This window comes from Nocardia sp. NPDC059228 (assembly GCF_042754245.1).
Classification (GTDB): Bacteria; Actinomycetota; Actinomycetes; order Mycobacteriales; family Mycobacteriaceae; genus Nocardia.
Genome location: NZ_JBHZAL010000046.1, coordinates 1 through 17,818, shown reverse-complemented (window position 1 = coordinate 17,818; position 17,818 = coordinate 1). Strand labels below are relative to the sequence as shown.

General features: G+C 66.3%; 22 protein-coding genes and 2 pseudogenes. 14 read left to right on the top strand and 10 right to left on the bottom strand.

Features of this window, described 5'->3' with window-relative positions; genetic code table 11:
- Positions 1-6: 6 nt before the first annotated feature.
- Positions 7-354: a MerR family transcriptional regulator gene (locus tag ACFXKA_RS38235; protein ID WP_379431150.1), complete on the bottom strand. Its 348-nt coding sequence runs from the start codon at positions 352-354 to the stop codon at positions 7-9.
- A 131-nt stretch (positions 355-485) separates the two neighbouring features.
- Here ACFXKA_RS38235 and ACFXKA_RS38230 point away from each other — a divergent pair, with 131 nt between their 5' ends.
- The 3 genes from ACFXKA_RS38230 (at position 486) to ACFXKA_RS38220 (ending at position 1,925) form a co-directional block, all read left to right on the top strand.
- A complete protein-coding gene (locus ACFXKA_RS38230) occupies positions 486-935 on the top strand; it encodes an Hsp20/alpha crystallin family protein (RefSeq protein WP_379431181.1) in 450 nt (149 codons plus the stop codon).
- A gap of 36 nt (positions 936-971) precedes the next feature.
- On the top strand, positions 972-1,301 hold the full coding sequence (locus tag ACFXKA_RS38225; protein ID WP_379431149.1) for a hypothetical protein: 330 nt from the start codon (positions 972-974) through the stop codon (positions 1,299-1,301).
- 318 nt (positions 1,302-1,619) lie between these two features.
- Positions 1,620-1,925, top strand: a complete 306-nt coding sequence (locus ACFXKA_RS38220) for a hypothetical protein (protein ID WP_379431148.1) — start codon at positions 1,620-1,622, stop codon at positions 1,923-1,925.
- Between the two features lie 157 nt (positions 1,926-2,082).
- On the opposite strand, the gene ACFXKA_RS38215 is transcribed toward ACFXKA_RS38220, so the two are convergent.
- The 3 genes from ACFXKA_RS38215 to ACFXKA_RS38205 all read right to left on the bottom strand — a co-directional run bounded on the left by ACFXKA_RS38215 (position 2,083) and on the right by ACFXKA_RS38205 (position 3,874).
- Positions 2,083-2,538, bottom strand: a complete 456-nt coding sequence (locus ACFXKA_RS38215; RefSeq protein ID WP_379431147.1) for a hypothetical protein — start codon at positions 2,536-2,538, stop codon at positions 2,083-2,085.
- Between the two features lie 68 nt (positions 2,539-2,606).
- On the bottom strand, positions 2,607-2,798 hold the full coding sequence (locus ACFXKA_RS38210) for a hypothetical protein (protein WP_379431146.1): 192 nt from the start codon (positions 2,796-2,798) through the stop codon (positions 2,607-2,609).
- Positions 2,799-3,544: 746 nt separating this feature from the next.
- Positions 3,545-3,874: a hypothetical protein gene (locus ACFXKA_RS38205; RefSeq protein WP_379431145.1), complete on the bottom strand. Its 330-nt coding sequence runs from the start codon at positions 3,872-3,874 to the stop codon at positions 3,545-3,547.
- Between the two features lie 132 nt (positions 3,875-4,006).
- On the opposite strand from ACFXKA_RS38205, the gene ACFXKA_RS38200 reads away from it, so the two are divergent.
- Positions 4,007-4,312 (top strand): NAD(P)H-binding protein, encoded by a 306-nt coding sequence (locus ACFXKA_RS38200; RefSeq protein ID WP_379431144.1) that lies wholly within the window; start codon positions 4,007-4,009, stop codon positions 4,310-4,312.
- Between the two features lie 254 nt (positions 4,313-4,566).
- On the opposite strand, the gene ACFXKA_RS38195 is transcribed toward ACFXKA_RS38200, so the two are convergent.
- Together ACFXKA_RS38195 and ACFXKA_RS38190 are read right to left on the bottom strand one after the other, a co-directional pair.
- Positions 4,567-4,788 (bottom strand): hypothetical protein, encoded by a 222-nt coding sequence (locus ACFXKA_RS38195; protein ID WP_379431143.1) that lies wholly within the window; start codon positions 4,786-4,788, stop codon positions 4,567-4,569.
- A gap of 473 nt (positions 4,789-5,261) precedes the next feature.
- Positions 5,262-5,501, bottom strand: coding sequence for a hypothetical protein (locus tag ACFXKA_RS38190; RefSeq protein WP_379431142.1), 240 nt, complete (start codon positions 5,499-5,501; stop codon positions 5,262-5,264).
- A 476-nt stretch (positions 5,502-5,977) separates the two neighbouring features.
- Between ACFXKA_RS38190 and ACFXKA_RS38185 the strand changes: the two genes are divergently transcribed.
- Complete coding sequence (locus tag ACFXKA_RS38185) at positions 5,978-6,571, top strand: hypothetical protein (RefSeq protein ID WP_379431141.1); 594 nt, start codon at positions 5,978-5,980, stop codon at positions 6,569-6,571.
- Positions 6,572-6,655: 84 nt separating this feature from the next.
- Here ACFXKA_RS38185 and ACFXKA_RS38180 read toward each other — a convergent pair whose 3' ends face one another.
- The 3 genes from ACFXKA_RS38180 to ACFXKA_RS38170 form a co-directional block, all read right to left on the bottom strand.
- On the bottom strand, positions 6,656-7,039 hold the full coding sequence (locus ACFXKA_RS38180; protein WP_379431140.1) for a cold-shock protein: 384 nt from the start codon (positions 7,037-7,039) through the stop codon (positions 6,656-6,658).
- The gene (locus tag ACFXKA_RS38175) at positions 7,029-7,265 is read right to left on the bottom strand and encodes a hypothetical protein (RefSeq protein ID WP_379431139.1); all 237 of its coding nucleotides are present in this window, start codon (positions 7,263-7,265) and stop codon (positions 7,029-7,031) included. Before ACFXKA_RS38175 ends, ACFXKA_RS38180 begins: the two co-directional genes overlap by 11 nt.
- 691 nt (positions 7,266-7,956) lie before the next feature.
- Positions 7,957-8,379: an Hsp20/alpha crystallin family protein gene (locus tag ACFXKA_RS38170; RefSeq protein WP_379431138.1), complete on the bottom strand. Its 423-nt coding sequence runs from the start codon at positions 8,377-8,379 to the stop codon at positions 7,957-7,959.
- A gap of 145 nt (positions 8,380-8,524) precedes the next feature.
- Here ACFXKA_RS38170 and ACFXKA_RS38165 point away from each other — a divergent pair, with 145 nt between their 5' ends.
- The 4 genes and pseudogenes from ACFXKA_RS38165 to ACFXKA_RS38150 all read left to right on the top strand — a co-directional run bounded on the left by ACFXKA_RS38165 (position 8,525) and on the right by ACFXKA_RS38150 (position 11,506).
- Positions 8,525-8,875: a MerR family transcriptional regulator gene (locus tag ACFXKA_RS38165; RefSeq protein WP_379431137.1), complete on the top strand. Its 351-nt coding sequence runs from the start codon at positions 8,525-8,527 to the stop codon at positions 8,873-8,875.
- Positions 8,872-9,273: a hypothetical protein gene (locus ACFXKA_RS38160; RefSeq protein WP_379431136.1), complete on the top strand. Its 402-nt coding sequence runs from the start codon at positions 8,872-8,874 to the stop codon at positions 9,271-9,273. The genes ACFXKA_RS38165 and ACFXKA_RS38160 overlap by 4 nt, the downstream gene beginning before the upstream one ends.
- 360 nt (positions 9,274-9,633) lie before the next feature.
- Positions 9,634-10,029: a VOC family protein gene (locus ACFXKA_RS38155; protein ID WP_379431135.1), complete on the top strand. Its 396-nt coding sequence runs from the start codon at positions 9,634-9,636 to the stop codon at positions 10,027-10,029.
- A 215-nt stretch (positions 10,030-10,244) separates the two neighbouring features.
- Positions 10,245-11,506 (top strand): annotated as a pseudogene (locus tag ACFXKA_RS38150) (lipase family protein).
- Positions 11,507-11,549: 43 nt separating this feature from the next.
- On the opposite strand, the gene ACFXKA_RS38145 reads toward ACFXKA_RS38150, so the two are convergent.
- The gene (locus ACFXKA_RS38145; RefSeq protein WP_379431134.1) at positions 11,550-12,050 is read right to left on the bottom strand and encodes a hypothetical protein; all 501 of its coding nucleotides are present in this window, start codon (positions 12,048-12,050) and stop codon (positions 11,550-11,552) included.
- Positions 12,051-12,633: 583 nt separating this feature from the next.
- Here ACFXKA_RS38145 and ACFXKA_RS38140 point away from each other — a divergent pair.
- The 5 genes and pseudogenes from ACFXKA_RS38140 to ACFXKA_RS38120 form a co-directional block, all read left to right on the top strand.
- Positions 12,634-13,683, top strand: a complete 1,050-nt coding sequence (locus ACFXKA_RS38140; RefSeq protein WP_379431133.1) for a hypothetical protein — start codon at positions 12,634-12,636, stop codon at positions 13,681-13,683.
- Between the two features lie 831 nt (positions 13,684-14,514).
- Positions 14,515-14,733, top strand: coding sequence for a ferredoxin (locus ACFXKA_RS38135; protein ID WP_379431132.1), 219 nt, complete (start codon positions 14,515-14,517; stop codon positions 14,731-14,733).
- A complete protein-coding gene (locus tag ACFXKA_RS38130; RefSeq protein ID WP_379431131.1) occupies positions 14,730-16,121 on the top strand; it encodes an NAD(P)/FAD-dependent oxidoreductase in 1,392 nt (463 codons plus the stop codon). Before ACFXKA_RS38135 ends, ACFXKA_RS38130 begins: the two co-directional genes overlap by 4 nt.
- 14 nt (positions 16,122-16,135) lie before the next feature.
- Entirely contained in the window at positions 16,136-17,407 is a 1,272-nt protein-coding gene (locus ACFXKA_RS38125; protein WP_379431130.1) for a cytochrome P450, read from the top strand.
- A gap of 222 nt (positions 17,408-17,629) precedes the next feature.
- Positions 17,630-17,818 (top strand): annotated as a pseudogene (locus ACFXKA_RS38120) (IS5/IS1182 family transposase); the annotation flags it as partial.

The window sequence follows — 17,818 nt, the reverse complement described above, 5'->3', positions numbered from 1 at the left end:
AGCTGGTCAGTGCTGGTCGCGGAGTTGGTCGCGTTCGGCGGTCAGGGCGGTGTTGGATTCGCGCAGGACGGTGTTGGCGTCTTCGAGGTCGAGGATGCGTGCGATGCCGGCGAGGTTGACTCCTTGGCCGGTCAGTGCGGTGATGCGCGCGAGGCGGGCGAGGTCGGCGCCGCTGTAGCGGCGGGTGCCGCCACTGCTGCGGTGCGGGGTGATCAGGCCGTGCTGCTCGTAGAGGCGCAGGGTCTGCACACCCAGGCCGGACAACTCGGCGGCCACCGAGATCGCATACACCGCCCGCTCCGCGCCGGGCAGGTGACCGACTTGCTGTTGCGATGCCTGCTGCTGGGGATCCATGGCGCTCCTGTTCCTCGTCGCAATCAGATTACCTGTTCCAGGTACTTGCACTCACCTAGAGAGAGTGCTAAATATTATCTCTGTCAGATGACAGAGGTTATCTGAGTTCCTTCGATCGAGAATGGAGTGAGCTGGAGGTGGCGACCATGTTGATGCGCACCGATCCCTTTGGTGATCCCTTCCGTGACCTGGATCGTTTGACCCGCGCCGTGCTCGGGACCCCGGCACAGCCGGTCGTGATGCCGATGGACGCCTGGCGCGACGGGGACGAGTTCTTCGTCGAGTTCGACCTGCCCGGCATCGACCCCGACTCGCTGGATCTGGATGTCGAACGCAATGTGGTGACGGTGAAGGCCTCGCGCCCGCAGCTGGATCCGGGGCGGTCGATGATCGCCGCGGAACGCACCCGCGGCGTGTTCTCCCGTCAGCTGTTCCTGGGTGAGAACCTCGACACCGCCCAGATCCGCGCCGACTACCGCGACGGGGTGCTGCGGTTGTCGATCCCGGTCGCCGAGCAGGCCAAGCCCCGCAAGATCGAGATCACCCGCGCCGACCACGAGCGTCAGGCCATCAACGCCTGACCCGGCCCGCCTCCTGCCGAGTAGAGAGGTGCGGTGATGACCATGTCGGCTGCCACGGGTGCCGGGCTGGACCGGCTCGATGCGCGGCTGCTGGCGCTGGATCCCGACCTCGAGGACTTGTTCGCCGAGGTCGAGGACATCCTGTGTGCGGCCGCGGTGCCGCGAGTCCCGCGGCCGGGTCCGGGTCCGAGCCCGGCCCGAAGACCCCGGTCGCGTCGGTCCGGTCGGCGGCCGGGGCCGCCCGCACTGTGGCGGGGCCGTCGCCCCGCCGGCGTGATGCCGGGCATCGGGCGCGGTCCTCCGCACCTTATGCGCCCGCACCGACCGGCCGCGGCGGTGACCGCGGATCGTGAGGCCCGAAAGTGAGGTGATGCCCGTTCCGACACACAGCAACAAGAGCGTGGTTCTCGCGGGAGGCGGGGACGTGCCGACCCCGAGCCTGCACGACCGGCACCATCCCCTGTCCGAGGCGTTTCGGACGGTGCGTGCACAGCCACCCGAAGTGGCAGCCGCAGGCAGGCATCGTTCCCGCTCCCCCGCGAGACCCCGACACACATTCGTCACGTATTCGTTCCGTCGACGGGTGAGCCCGGTCGCCAGCGCTTCCGGGCTCACCCGGCCCCCTTTTCCTACTCGAAGACCGTGGCCTGTGATGGCCCTGTGATGACCGTTGGGAGGCAGAAGATGAAGACCCACACCCGCACCGTGTTCCCGAACGGCAGCGACGGCGACCGCGCCGAGCAAAGCTTCTGCGTCCGCGACACCGACCGCGATATCGGCCTGGACACCACCGCGCTGCATCCCCTGGCCGAACGCGTGCGCGCCGCCTTCGACACCGCCGCGATCGCCGACCGTTGCGACCAAGCCTGGATCACCCCCCGCGACCTCGACGACGACCACACCCTCAGTACGCGCAGATACCGGAGCTCGGCGACCGGCTGGATCACCCGACGCGATCTCGCCGACGACTACGACCGCGTCGCCTACTGACTCCGACCCTACCCACCCCGACGCCGGCCTTCCCCGGTGGCGCACGGGGGCGCGTGACCTGGTTCGACACCGCTAAGGCCGGTGTCCGAGCGGCGCATCGTGCTCGGCAGCCGGGTGGATCGGCCCGCAGACTCTTCCTATCCACCCGGCCCGTGGCCTATGGGTCGACGGTCTCTTTGATGATGTTGGTGCCCAGTTCCTCGGTGAACAGCGGGTCCCGGTCGGCTGCCGCGCCGGTGAGGAGGCCGTCGAAGTCTCTGTTCTCGAAGTCGAAGCTCTCCGCGGTGACGCCCGGGCCTGCGACCTCGAGTCTGCGGGGTCGAACCGGCCAGGAACCGACCCTGTTGAGCGCGTCGGCCTCTGCCGCGGTCGGGGTAGGGCTGGCGTAGGACACGAACTCCCCGGTCCGGTCGTCGATGCGGTCGCATTCGCACCTGGCCAGGGTGTAGCGCAGTTGCAGGGCTCCGCGCCCGATCCCGCAGACCGTGAACGGAGTCGAGCCCTGGCTCTCGCCGATCGCGCGGAACAAGACCTCGAGCAGCGTGCCGTCTGCTTCGATGCGCACCCACTCGTGCTCGTCGGTGTACCGGAGGCCGGCAGGAACATTCCACATGGCAAACCCCCCTCAGATGTGGGATGGGATCACTCGGTGACACCATGTCATGTCGGAGGATCCGAGCGTCAGGGCCAGTGGATCCGCAGCCGCGCCGGCACGTCCTGGATCCGGATGAAGTTCACCGATGTGGACGCGCTCAGCGGTGTTGCCCGGCGGCGGCTTTCCCACCAGTAGATGGCCGCGACCGTCGCGTAGGCGGCGGCCACCGCCACCACGGGTGCGAGGATCGCGATCGTCACCAACAGGGTCATCGACATGAGCTGCTCCCACCGCAGAAGGATCCCCGCCACACTGCGGCCGAAATCGCACCCGCGTTACCCCGAATAGCCTGTGCCCCAAACCATCTCGAGCCACCGAGCATGTGGCTCGTCCCACACGATCAGCGGTCCAGGCCACACCAGCCCCTCGGATGCGTGCCTGCCCTGGTGCGCCGCGGCGCGCCCGCTCGCCGGTGCCGGTCACCGGTCGGGTTTGCGTGTCGCCGCCGGTGACAAGGGGTGTAGCAGTTCCGCGCGGCAGCCGAGCCCTGGCCTGCACCACACGAGCCGGGCTGACAGACGCCGGAGAAAACGCCGGTAAGCAAGATTGTGAAACACCGCTCGCCGAAACGCATCCCGAACGGTGCCGACAAGCATGGACGGTCATCGATCCGGCAGACCCGGTCTGTGGCCCCGCCCGGCCTCCGGGAGAAGAACCGGGCGGGCGGGTATCCCACTCCACAGATGGCCACCGGAGGGGAGGTGACCACGACAAATCGTAGGCACGTCGGCCCCGATCAGGCCTTTCACCACGCCGCTGCGGAAGTGGTGGCCTACCTCGAACCGGGTTGGGACAATGTTGGCCGACCGTCCGCGGCGGAAGGTCAGTTGTGCTCGGGAACCGAGATTTCCGCCCCCAGAAGTCGGACAAGAAACCCGAGGAGCTGGCGGGTGTGCCATGCTCCTCGGGTGTGCGTCACCGAGCGGATTTGGTGAGCATGGACCGCCGGAGCCGACCGGCGCGACTATTTGCTGAAGTAGTCATGAAGGATCAGGACTACCCGTAGCCCGCAGAACGCGGCGATCGCCAACAGCAGGATGCTGATCACGTAGTTTCCGAAATCGTGCACAAGACCGTACGTGAGCGGCCAGCCACCTAGGCTTCCCAAAGACACCAGAAGGAAAAGCCAGGAGAAGAGTGCGTCGCCGTCGAGCTTGCCGCCTCGTGCCGCGGATCGTTCCTCTCGTTTCTGCCTGACCCGCGCCGCGGCGACTACCGCGCGCAGACGGGCAACACGCGCATTGCGACCAAACATCCGCGAAACCCCCTTGCTCGCAGCGCTTTCCGAAGGCATTGCTCGGCCAAGGATACGCACCACCTCCCCTGCGGCTGCTACGAATCCGGGGGGTGGCAGTCGGCAACGGCATGCTGCTGCTGTTCGGCGGGATCGGCATCGCGATGTGTGCTCGTCATCTCCTCAGCGGCAGTGAGCATTCCCCCCGACGCAGGCTTCGTCACCAGGCTCCTCACCCGACTGCTACACCGGATCATGCGCGAGGTGTATACCGACATGGAACGAATGGAACAGCAACTCGCACACAGTCGGTTGCGCTGGACCGCCGTTCGACCGACCCGCCTGACCGATGATCCCGCGACGGGGCTCGGGCGAATCTCCCTCGGCGCGAAAGCGAAAGTCGGCCCGCGAACCTCGAGAGCCGACCTTGCCAACTACCTACTCGACGCCATCGACGACCCACGCACCCACCGCGTACCCGTCGCCATCTCGTCGTGAATCCAGCCCCCGCAACGCCTCGACCACGGCGAGCCACTACGACTCGAAAAGATCTTCGAGGGCGCGACCTTCTCCGACCGCGCCGACCTCGAAGTCAGGTGCCGGTTACACGGTCAACCGGCCTGCCGCCTGCTCAGCGGTCACGAGGTCGAGGACAGCACACCCGACAGCGACCAGCCCACGGCACTCGGACAATCGCATCAGACGACGATGACCGAGCAGGGGAACAGGCAGCACCGTCCTTGCCCTGTGGCCTAGGCGGTGGGCAGGTGACACCGAGGCGGGGTCGTCTCGGTCGAGGCGGTGACACCACCTTGCAGCGCACACAACAGCACATTCAGCGCGGGTCCAGCAGAGCCCGAGCTGGACCCGCTCGTCTGCGCCACCAGCGCGGCCTCGCCGGGCCGATCGACGACCACGGCCGTCGCCGGAGCGCCCACGCCCACCAGCATCCCCGCTGAAATCGCAGTCAGCACAGCAACATTCGCAGTGATTCGCACTACCTCACAGATCCTCTCCGCACACAGATGTCCATGGCCGCGCCTGCATGTCGCACACGCGGCCCTGTCCGGTCCAGCGCCAAGCACGGAATCGAGACCCGGCAGACGGTAGCCGCGATCGACCGGATCGAAACGCCATCATTTCCAACGCCCCCATTTTCGTGGGATCCCGCGACATCGAACTCTGCTCGTTCGTCGCCATTCGAAGCCCATCCAGAGGTGCTCGTCTCCGCCAGGAACACCGCGCCGGCGCGAGCATCGCCGTCCTCGCCCGACAGGGGTCCCGGTAGTCATTGCGCCGCAGACGGGTCCTCTCTCGCCGTTCGGAAAACGATCGATGCGAGCAATCCGCTGACGCGGCGGCGTCCAGGGGTCCCGGTAGTTTTCGCCCGAGTGACAAGAGACTTTGAGATTCGGTGCATGTCGGCGGTGTTCTTCGGCATGCCTCGTCAGCAGGGTTTCCTGACAGGTTTCAGCCAGGTAGGCATTCCGGTAGTCATGGGCACTGTGCCCGTGGGCTCTGCGAGCCGGTGCCGGCCACCGGCCGAGGATGCCATTGCGTCAGGGCGCACGGCTGTGGGCGTGTCCAGCAGGGAGTGCAGACGGGCGATGAAGACGTCGATGCTGCCGTAGCGCGCGAGGATCTGCGCGAGCAGCTCGTGCACGGTCGATCCCATCAGAGCGGTCATTTCACCCCATTAAGGTTCACCGACCGGTCGGGCCCGGTTCTACCGGCATTCTGCACGACAATCACGATCACTTAGCTAATTCGGAGATATCTGCGACCTTCCGTGCCTGAGCACTCTCGCTTCGTGCCACCAGCTTGGCATTCGGGCCGCTCCAACACGGTATCTCGGTACCGTGCAGTACGGGTGAGCTGATCGTGGAGCGCGGCAGGAATCAGGGTGCGGTTATCGCGCCGCACTCTCACGTCGGATCATCCGGCCGGGGTCACAAGTGGACGACTCCGGAACCGTGCCCCGCTTCGCTGACTCCGAGCGGTGCATCGTGCTCGGCAGCCGGGTGGATCGGCCCGCAGACTCTTCTGATCCACCCGGCCCGAGCAGCAATCGGACCGTCACGGTGGAAATGGTCGTGTGCCATGAGCAGTACGGATGCGCGCCGCCACCGGCCGAGGGCGCCGGGCTCTGGTGGTGGTGAAGGAATGTGCCGCCTGGCAGACCTGCACGTGCTGTGCGCCCAGATCCACCGGTGGCAGTCGATGATCGCCATCGGTGATGAGCTGCACGACCGCTACCCGCAACTGTCGCCGGCGCTGACCGGTCTGGATGGTGGCGCCGATCTCATCCAGGCCGACATCCGGATCCGCCGCCAACTCCTCGACGCCGACATCTACCGTCGCACTGCCGATTTCACCGCCATCCCCGACCGGATCCGCCGGCGCTGGCGCGCCACCACCGACGACCTGCTCCCGGCCGCCTATCTGTCAGTGACCGGTGGTTGTGCTTGCGGCGGGTCTGGTGCGGCGTGGGTAGGGGTTGCGGGCGTGGGGGTGACGGGGGTCAGGGGATCGAGGTGCGGCCGGATCGGCGGGCATGGCGGGTTGCATGATGGTGTCCCACCAAGGGCGCAGGGGGCTGGGTTCGGGCCAGTGCACCATGCAGGAGTCGTCGGGATCGGTTGCGGCGGCGGTTATCCGGTGCCCGGCGGCGCGAGGGTGCGGGTGGCCGGTGGCCTGGGTCGGATGTGTGGAAGTCATGGCGATTACCGGAGTCGGGCTGTGCTGGGGAGGAACTGATGATGCGGTCGGGTCTCGCGCCGCTACGGTGGGGTGGTCCATACGAGCGGTAGCGGGGTTGGCCACCGCCCGCTGGTGTCCGGCTCACGCGGCGCGCGCACGGCAGCGGGACCGATACGGACGATCGGGTCGGGTTCGTGGGTGCGGCCGGCCGGTGCCCGGCGCGGGTATGGGCCCGACGCTGGTGGTGCGGGTGTAGGGCACGAGGCGGGTGGCTTCGGGGCCGCGAGCGGTGTCGGTGGCGGTGAACACCACCGGTTGCCCGGCGGTGAGGGTTTTGAGTCCGGGGACGTCGATCACCTGGTAGTCGACGAACACCGCGGGACCGGCATCGGGTGTCAGGAACCCGAAACCCTTCTCGGTGTTGAACCAGGCGACATGGCCGTGCTGCCAGCGAGGCAGCTGTTGCGCGTCGTGGGTGTGGGGTTCGCACCGGCAGGTAGCGATGTTGGGGCTGTCAGTCGGCATTGGGGTGGTCGTAGTCGTCGTCATCGCAGTCCAGTGGGGTGATCCAGGCTTGGTCGATACGGTCGGTGTGTGCGGTGTGCTCGAGTGCGGCGCGCACGGTTTCCGGCGGCGGTGCCAGCGTGGTCGGATCCGGTCCGGCCTCGCGGTCGCTGTCGCCGAGGAAGAGGTTCTGTTCGGCGCGGTCGAAGTCGCTGCCTGCCGGGACGAAGGCCGCGGTGCTGCTCATTGCTCTTGCCTCCTCGTGTCGATCGTGGTCGATGCAGCGAAAGGGCCGGGTGAGCCCGGAAGTACCACAGCTGACCGGGCTCACCCGTCGACGGAAGGAATCTGAACAGGACTTCCCTGTGAGGTGTTCTCGCGCGGGCCGACGGACCCGTGCCCTGCCTGCCGGGTGCCACACGAGGTGGCTGTGCACGCGCCGAACCGAGAGTGTCCGGTGAGGCGCTGGTGCCGATGTGCAGGCCGGGAAACGGCCGTCGGCCCTTGGTCGCGAGAACAGGTGTGTAGGAGAACGTTCCGTTTGGTCTGCGTTGTTTGTCGATACGTCTGACAGGCATCACCTCGCTCTCACTGGTCGTCGAATACCGCGTCGAGCCGGGCTCGGGTGTGCTGTGGGCGGGTCGCGTCCTCGACCCTGCGCCGAGCCGGGCCGGTGACCGTGGTACCGCGCAGGTGACGACCGGCGCCCCAGCCGCAGCCGGGGTGGGCGGGGCTCGCGTCGCGGCGCGCAGTCCCAGCGGTCGCGGGCGCGGCACAGGATGTCGTCGATCTCGGCGAACAATCCCTCGAGATCAGGATCCAAGCCCAGCAGCCGCGAATCCAGCCACGACAACTCCTCGGCGGTCTCGCTCGGTGCGGGACCGGTCCCGACATTCGTCACGAGGATCATCACAGGACCTCCCGTGATGCCGCCGCGCTCAGGCGCTGATGGCCTGATGGTCGCCGGTGTGGTGGGTGATCTCGATCTTGCGGGGTTTGGCCTTCTCCGCGACCGGGATCACCAGGCGCAGCACCCCGTCGCGGTAGTCGGCGCGGATGGCGTCGGTGTCGAGGTTCTCCCCGAGGAACAGCTGGCGGGAGAACACGCCGCGGGTGCGTTCGGCGGCGAGCATGGACCGGTCGGGGTCCAGTTGCGGGCGTGACGCTTTGACGGTCACCACGTTGCGTTCGATATCCAGATCGAGGGATTCGGGGTCGATGCCGGGCAGGTCGAGTTCGACGTAGAAGTCGTCGCCCTCGCGCCAGGCGTCCATCGGCATGACTGCTGGGCGGGCCGATGTGCCGAACATCTGCTGGGTCAGGCGATCCAGATCTCGGAACGGATCGGTGCGCATCAGCATGGTCGCCACCTCTACTCACTCCATTCTCACTCGGTGGTGCTCAGATAACCTCTGTCATCTGGCTGAGATTTGTTTTAACACTCTAGCGAGGAGAGTGCAAGTGGCTTGCTGAGGTAATCTGGTGGTATCGAGAAAGAGGAGCAAGATGCTGGATAGAAACGACCCCCTGTCCGGCCCGGGTGGCGATCACCGGCCCGGCCCGGGACGAGCGGTGTACGGGATTTCGGTGGCCGCCGAACTCGCCGGGATGGGGGCGCATTCGCTGCGCCTGTACGAGCAGCACGGGCTGGTCACCCCGGCCCGCAGCGCGGGAGGCACCCGCCGCTACAGCGACGACGATCTCGCCCGGTTGGCGCGCATCGCCGCGTTGGCCGGCCAAGGGATCAACCTCGCCGCCATCGCGCGCATCCTCGACCTCGAAGACACCAACACGGCACTACGCCACTCCAACGCCGCGCTCACCGCCGAACGCGACCGGCTCCGCGACACACCATGACCGGCACACCCCGGCGGATCGGCCCGCACGCCACCGATACCGCAGTGCTCGAGCGGATCGGCCCGGTGCTCCACGACATCGCCCGCGACCTGGCCACCTTGCGCCAGCTCGAACACATCCAGCGCCAGCACCAGATCACACTCGCCTGCACCGAGACCATCGCCACCGACCTGCGCACCGAGATCGCCACGCTGGCACAAGGTCTCGCTCATGCCCATGCACTCCCCGAACCCGTGCACCCGCATACTCTCCCCACGTCACCTCGTCCGCCGGGATCAGAACAGGGTGTCGCGCACCCTCAGCGGTCGGTAGCCGGTCGGTCCGAGGGCGGCGAGTCCGGCGTCGATGTCGACCTCGATGGCGCCGAGGAAGCTGGTGTTCTCGCTGTGCGCGGGTGAGATGTGGGCCAGCACATCGTCGTCGACTCGCCGTCCCGCCCGCCGCATCTGACCGCAAACAGATGGTCGTGATCACCGATCATGATTCGAAAGTGCTGGCCCGCAGAATATTCCGATGCAGAGCGTGGGACCTGGGCGCGGCGCTGGATTGGGCGGGCGACCGGGCCGCCGCGGCCGGGTTCGAGGCAGTGACGGTGGCGTGTGAGCCGACCGGACATCGATGGCGAGTGCTGGGCCAACTCGCTGCCTACCGCGGCACGTCGTTTGTGTGTGTAACGATTCCTCGCGCGACGGCTGGCCGTCGTCTGGTTCCCATTCTTACAAGCGGTTCCGGCCCTCGGCTGACTACCGTGCGAAGTCATGGGTAACCGATCCGCGTCCTCGACGCGCCCGCAACCGATGATCTCCGTCTGCGACGTGCGAAAAGCCAGTCGGTGGTACCAGCAGGTGTTGGGCGCAATCAGCGGGCATGGCGGCCCTGAGTACGAGCAGCTAATCGTCGACGGGCAGATGATCATGCAGTTGCATCAGTTCGAATGCGGGCACCATCACGGCACAATCGGCGATCCGGATCTACCGGTCGGCAACGGAGTTGCACTGTGGTTCGAAGTCGACGACTTCGAAGGCACGGTACGCCGCATTCAGGAGGCCAGCGCCCAGATCGTGACCGGTGTACATACCAATCCCAACTCTGGACGTCGCGAAGTCTGGCTGCGCGACCTCGATTCCTACCTGGTCGTCGTGGCCGAACGGTGAGCCCGGATCACACCGATCGAGTAGCTACCGTTGCCGACAACGCATCACATAATCGGCGCTAGTTCGCCTGATCGCTGCGTGGAATCTGTGGTCGTCATGAGGTCGAATTCTCATGGCAAAGCACCGATCGACTGGCCGACTAACTGTTCAGTCAGTTACTATCCCGACAGCCGTTCGCCGTTGAGCGGCGGACGACCACCGAATAGGAGCGGAACATGCGTCGGACAGCGGGAATTGCCGCGGTCGCATTCGGAATGACCTTGTTGTCGATCACTTCGGCGACCGCCGAGCCGGGCAACGATCAACACGACGGGTCGCTCTCGGCGAGCGCACCGGCCCTGGCCGAGGACCTCCCCCCGGCCGCCGGTTCGGTGGTGCCCGACGCCGATCCGTTCTACACAGCGCCTCCGAACCTCGAGTCCTACCGCAACGGGCAACTCGTCGACCACCGCGAAGTCACCGTCGACCTGGCCACACCGGTCCGCGCCTGGCAATTGTCGTTCCGCACCAACGACTCTCGTGACCGAGCCGAACTGGGCGTGACGACCGTGCTGGTCCCGACCGCACCGTGGACCGGTCCCGGGCCTCGGCCGGTGGTCTCCGAACAGCTCCCCGAGGACGCGACCGGCACCCGCTGCGCACCGTCGTACACCCTCGTGAAGGGCACCGTGCAGTCGGCCGAACCGGTGATGCAGATGCTCTCAAAGGGCTGGATCGTGGCGGTGCCCGACCACGAAGGACCGAAGTCGGGCTTCTTGACCGGGCCGCGGACCGGTCACACGATTCTCGACGGCATCCGGGCGGCCGGCCAGTTCGAGCCCGCCGAGATCGGGCCCGACGCGGTCTGGGCGCTCGACGGCTACTCCGGCGGCGGGGCCGCGACCGCGTGGGCCGCTCAGATCCAGCCCTCCTACGCCCCCGAACTGTCCTTCGCCGGCGCCGCGATCGGCGGGGTCCCCGCCGACCTGACAACCCTGACCGCCCGATTCGATGGAAGCATCTTCTCCGGCTACAACTTCGGAATCCTGGTCGCCTACGACCGCGAGTACCCCGAAGCCCACCTCGGTGACCTGTTCGACGAGCGCGGTCACTCCGCGATCGCCGCAGCCGGCGACGCCTGCGTCGACGATTTGCTCTTCAACTTCGCGCTCCGCCGTTGGGCGACCTCGCCCACGGCGCCGACCCGCTACAGGCACCCCGGTTCGCGCAACTCCTGCGCGACAACTCCCTGGGAGCCGCGGCCCCGACCATGCCGATCTTCAACTACCACACCGCCACCGACGAGATCGTGCCGGTCGACCAAGCCGACCACCTCGTGGCTCTCTGGCGCGCCGCCGGAGCCACGATCGTGACCGTGCGCGACCCCCTCGATGAGCACGGTCTGGAGGCGTTGCACCGCACACCCGATGCCCAAGCATTCCTCGCCGACCGGGTAGCCGCCAGCACAACGTCGGCCGACCGGCGAGGACCGCGCTGAGCAACATAGGTCAGCGCGGTATGCGGCAGAAGAGGATGTTGGGCTATCGCCCGGGTAGCCACCGGCGCCAGCCAACTCGAGGCTCCGGCTCAATCATCTTGAACTGGACCGTCGCGCCTTCCGGCACATGACGCAACTGTTGGTGGATCTGACCGGCCATACCCACTCCGGTCACAAAATCCATGACGTGAACGTTGTCCACGCTCAGCTCGCCACCGATCTTCGGAGGAACGGCAAAGTCCAGGATTTCCGACCGCTTCGGCCTCAGGCCACGCTCGAAGGCCGCTTGGGCGAGATCAGCCCACAACCAATCCTCTTGCCCCTCAGCAGTCTCCAACTCCGAACGGCATTCCTCGAGATCATCCCACCGCCACTCCAGTGCCCCTTCGACAAGGTCGAGTACCCAGATACCGTCCTGGGAGTCGAAGAAGATGTCTCCGAACAGTGACGCGAAAGCCGGTTCTTTGCCCTCCAACCCGATCCACGCCCAGGACTCCAAGGCATACCGATACTGCTTAGAGGTGAACCGCCGCAACAACTCCACGTCGCGCACGCTACCCGAATCGATCCCCCGATCTCCCGATGACCGAGCTAGCCACTGAATGCACTGCATTCGGCAGTAGCGGACGTTCCGCTGGCGTCGGATCGGCACGGCCAGTTGATCTTCCGATGCCCGGCGATGGCCGGTTCGGTCAGCGCGGTATGCGGCATTACAGGGCGTCGGCCTTGATCATTTCTTCTGATCGACGGAGCGCACCCACAGCCAGATACCAGCCGGGCCGGGACATCCAGCATCAGGACGAACTCATCGACGAGGGAACCCGATGCGCGGAGGAAGGTCCAAGCCGTTCCCGCGAAGACGAGCTAGTGCGGCCGCGGAGATGCGGATGAACACTCAAATCAGTATCTCCCCAAGGAAATTGGACCGAGCGATGGCAGTTTGCAAATAGCTGAGGAGGGCGGCGAGGCGTGGCGATCGTCGGGTCGGGCCGTCCATTCCATCGCTCGCCCCCGTCCATTACGCCACCGCAGTTCCCCAGCTGCGTCGAAACGCTCGCAATCCGGCTGCAGAACTGGGGCGCGTCGGCGGCAGCGCTGTGACGCCAATTGCTGGCAAGATCAACGCTATGCGCTCTACCGTGCCTACCCTCGTGTTGCTGATGGCGGCTGTCCTGCTGACTGGATGCGGCTATTTCGGACATGGACGCGACCAGGCCGAGCGTGACAGCTGGTCGCGCAAAATCGAGACGGCCATCCGGGCCCTTCCAGGGGTGACAGACGCGTCACACCGGTTCGAGCACTACAAGGGCAGACACTTCAACGCCAAACTCGACGTGCGGCTTCGCGACGACGCCACACCGGCCGACGCCGCGTCTGTGGTGAGTGCCATGGGCGCTCAACAGCTTCCGCGCCGTTTCCATGGCGACCCGACAGCGGTCACCATCGACCGGATGGCGGACTCCTATTACGCGTACTGGCTTTTCGGCCGTGACGTGAGCACGGAAGCGAACGCCGCAAACAACTGGGCGCGACTATGGGCCGCTGGTACCGAAGTGCACTGGGACTCGAGCGGCGGCGACGCGAGCCGCATAACCAACACCATCGACATCCGGGCAGGCTCCGAGAGCGAACCTCACCGCGCCATCGCGGCGATGCGCCGAATCATCCGGGACTTCCCCGAACTGGCGTCCAACCAGTGGATCGTATCCACCGTTCATGAGCGGGGGCGTGGGTTCCCCAATCATTCGGCACGGTTCCCCGGGTCGTATCCATGGCCCCATGATCGCGTCACCCCCCACCAAGAGCCCACCCCTCGCTTCCCGTCCAATGACGAACTCGACCTGTGGCAGTGGTTCATGACCGATCAACCCATCCCGTTCTTCGCTCAAGTGTCGGTCTACGACCCGCCCTTGGAAGGCCGGACACTGGGCGTCACCGTATTCCCTCCCGTGGGTACGGAATTCAGCGCCGCGCAGACCACGCAACTCGCCGATCTGCATCTTCCCTACCTGGCAGGCTCCGGCGCGGTGGTCGACTACACGATCCACACGCCCAACGGCCCCGTCTACTACTCCAGGGGCCCCTTTTTCGAGGTCGTGGTCGGCGGCTGCCAGACACCCGGATACAACGTCTTACCGGAGTCGCAGCCCTACGTACGTCAATACGAACACTGCTGATCCGCGTCCCACAACCACCGTGTCGAGATGATCGGTAGAGCCGACGCCGAAGGCCGGCACAAGACATCGCGGCGAGATCATCCGGCCTGATCTCGCATTACTGCGCTGATATTGGCCTTCTAACGCCGTACGAGGGAGTTTCGGATTAACGGTGGATCCGACCTCGGTCGAGGCTGGCTCAGGCCAGCCAACGCCCTCGATGTGTTCCACCGATTGCTGATCCGCTGCGTTGTCAGGGATTTGGCCACCGTAACCAACGCCAGCACGTCTGCGTTCTGCACACGGTCATCGGCATTTCCGGATGTTCTGCAGCGCACCAGGTTCCAGCCGCAGGCAGCCGCTGGACGGATCCAACTAGCCGCAGCATGACACAGACCAATCCAGAAGTGCGATCCTGGCGTCCACGTGACATGAGGTGGCGTCTTTCACCAAGCTAAGGCATACCTCACAACATTCCGGATGGCCTATACCACAACTCATGTCACGTCAGCATGAGTGAGCACTGCCGCCGGCCATACGACACTCTGCCCGTCGATCGTCCGATGCCCCGGGCTGGCGGTTCGGTCAGCGCGGTATGCGACAGAAGCGGACGTTTCGGCTGGCATGAGCGTGTACCGCCAGCGAATGACTGGATCGTCGACGTCGGGGGCTACGAATCCTTTGTATCGGGGGCTACGAATCCTTTGTGAGGTGCCCGCCCGGCACCGGTACTTCGGGCGTGATCGTCTCTGGGAGTTCACGTCGGCCCTTGCGGGCGTGCGCCGTTTCCGGGGCCGCAGCGGTTTCACGGGGTGGCCACATCGGGACATGGTTCGGGTGAGGAGCTGAGGTATGCGCATCGTGGTTGATCTGAATCGGTGTCAGGGATATGCGCAGTGTGTTCCGCTGGCGCCGGATGTGCTCGAAATGCTGGGTGAGGAGGCGCTGGCGTATGACCCCAACCCTGATGACGCGCAGCGTCAGCGCGTGTTGCGGGCGGCGGCGGCGTGCCCGGTCCAGGCGATCGTGGTGGAGACCTATACCCCTGACGGGCCGGAGCCTGTGGAATGAGCACCGCGTCGTTGGCCGCTGACCTGGTCAGGATGTTTCGGGCCGAGGGTCGGATCGTGATCGTGGGGGCGTCGCTGGCCGGGCTTCGTGCCGCGGAAGCTTTGCGGGACAAGGGCTTCTGTGGGCCTTTGACCCTCATCGGTGACGAGACGCACGAACCCTACGACCGCCCGCCGTTGTCCAAGCAGGTCCTCAAGGGCTGGGTTCGCGCCGATCACACCAAGCTTCCCCGCATGCGGGACATCGACGCGCAGTGGCGGCTGGGTGTGGCCGCAACCGGTTTGGACCGGGTGAACAAACAGGTTTTGCTGGCCACCGGGGACGCGGTGCCCTACGACCGGCTGCTCATCGCCACCGGCGTTCGGGCACGGCCGTGGTTCAACCCGGCCGAGGCCGCCCTGCAGGGGGTGTTCACGGTGCGCACCTGCGATGACGCGGCCCGGCTGCAGGCGGCATTGCATTCGAGCCCGAAGCGGGTTCTCGTCGTCGGCTCGGGGTTTGTCGGCTCCGAGATGGCTTCGGTGTGCTGCGAGCTGGGGTTGCCGGTGACCGTCGCCGAGCGCGGCGGCGGGCCGCTGGTGGGGCCGCTGGGCGGGGTGATCGGCGACATCGCGGCCCGGATGCAGCGCGGCGCCGGAGTCGACCTGCGCACCGGCGTGTCGGTGGAAGGCCTCGACGGCGATGCCGGCGGGCATGTGCGCCGGGCCCGGCTCTCGGATGGGACCACCCTCGATGTCGATGTGGTGGTGGCGTCGTTGGGATCGATCCGCAACGTCGAGTGGCTGCACGGTGCCGGGCTGGCCGCCGGTTTCTGGGGAGTCGGTTGCGATGCGGGCTGCCGGGCGTTCGACATCAACGGGGTGGTGACCGACAACATTTTCGTGGCCGGGGATGTCGCACGTCAGCCACACGTGCTGTACGGGTATCAGTTCATTTCGATGGAGCACTGGGACAACGCGGTGTTCGGGGCGCAGGTCGCCGCGAACAACATGATCAACCTGGAGACCCAGCGGCGACCGCACTTGCCGCTGCCCTCATTCTGGTCGGGCCAATTCGGGGTGAACATCAAGGGTGTGGGGGTGTGCTCGTTCGGTGATGAGATCGTGTTCACCCAGGGGTCTCCCGGGGACTATCGCTTCGCCGCGGCTTACGGCCACCGCGGCCGCATCGTCGGGGCGGTGACGTTCAACCATGGCAAGTGGCTGCCGTACTACGCGGCGATGATCGAGCGCTCGGCGCCGTTCCCGCCACCGCCGCCCGGCTATGACCAAGCGCCCGACCCGGCACCGATGCCGGCGCGCTTCCCCGATCCACGAGTGCCGACCGAGATTCCCGATGTGGTGCTGACCGGTCACGATCCGACCTCGAGGGGCGCCGAGTTCCACTGACCAAGGGAGCCAGCATGACTGCAGCGAGCGCCTGGGCGGAGGCGATGAAATACGAACACCGCGCCGACCCGTACCCGTTCTTCGACCAACTGCGCCAGACCCCCGTGGCGCGAGTTGCCGACGACCTGTACGTGGTGACCGGCTATCAGGAACTGTTGACATTGGCGCACGATCCCCGGGTCAGCTCCGATATCAGCCGCAGCCCGCTGGGAGCAACCCTGACGTCGGGCGCCCACTCGGAGCCCGGCGCCGAGGACATGCAGGCCTACGGTCGCCGGCCGAGCATCATCGTCTCCGATCCCCCCGAGCACGATCGGGCGCGCCGGCAGGTGATGCGCCACTTCATCTCACCGCATTCACCCGATGTCATCCCCGGCATGGAGCCCGACATCGTGCGGTTGTGCAACCAGCTGCTCGACGGTGTCGAGGCCAGCGGCAGGACCAGGCTGGATGTGGTCGACGATTACGCCTACCCGGTGCCGGTGATGGTGATCTGCAAGATCCTCGGGGTCCCGCTCGCAGACGAACCCATGTTCCATGCCTGGATCCGCGACATGCTGACCGGCATGGATCTGGGCCCCGATGCGACCACCGAGCAGGGTAAGGCCCGCGCCGAGAAGTCCCGCGCAAGCCGTGACGCACTGATGCGCTATCTGGCCGGCTTGATCGAGCAACTCCAGCGCGAGCCCGGGCAGGGCTTGCTGTCCAAACTGATTCACGACCACGGTCCCGATGGTCCGATGTCGGCCGAACAGGTGTTGTCCAATGCGGTGCTGCTGCTGGTCGCCGGTCATGACTCGACGGTCAACACCATCGCCAACTGTGTGATGACGCTGCTGCGTAACCCCGGGTCCTACGACCTGGTCCGCAGCCGACCGGAGCTGGTCCCGCGTGCGATCGAAGAGGTCCAGCGGCTGCAGGCGGCGGTGCAGTTCTTCCCCAGCCGCAGCGCCACCGCCGATATCGACATCGCCGGCACCGTCATCCCGAAAGGGGCCGCGGTGCACCTGGTCTACGCCGCCGCCAACCGCGACCCGAACCGCTTTGCCAACCCGGACCGCTTCGACGTCCACCGCCCCGACAACGAACACTTCGGCTGGGGCAGCGGCATCCACACCTGCCTGGGCGGCCCGCTCGCACGACTGGAAGTCAACCTGGCGCTGGAAACCTTCCTACGCCGCGTCGCCACACCCCGCCTGGTCGTCGACCCACCACCCTATCGGCGAAGCCAGATCTTCCGCGGCCCCCAACACCTGCTCATCGACTTCGACCACATCACCGACTGAGCAGCCAAATGACCGCACAACGTTCAGGCGATTCCATCGACGGCATCGGCATGTTGGCATCGCTGCATGCAGGTCGGCCGACACCAGATCAGCCCCGCTGAACCAGAACCGCGGAACCGACCAACGGTACGCGGCATTCGGCATTTCCGGATGTTCTGCGGCGCACCAGGTTCCGGCCGCAGGCAGCCGCTGGACGGATCCAACTAGCCGCACGGATCCGGGATGACCTGTTGGCGCAGGTTGCGGGGCTGGCAAGCCGCCGGAGCGTTCGAGCAGATCCATCAAGCCGTGCTCGCCCGTGCCCATGCCGCCTGGATGATCGACTTCGACCGGGTCATGGTCGACGGCTCGCACGTGCGGGCGAAAAAAGGGGCGCCGCAACAGGTCCGAGCCCGGTCGACCGCGCCAAGA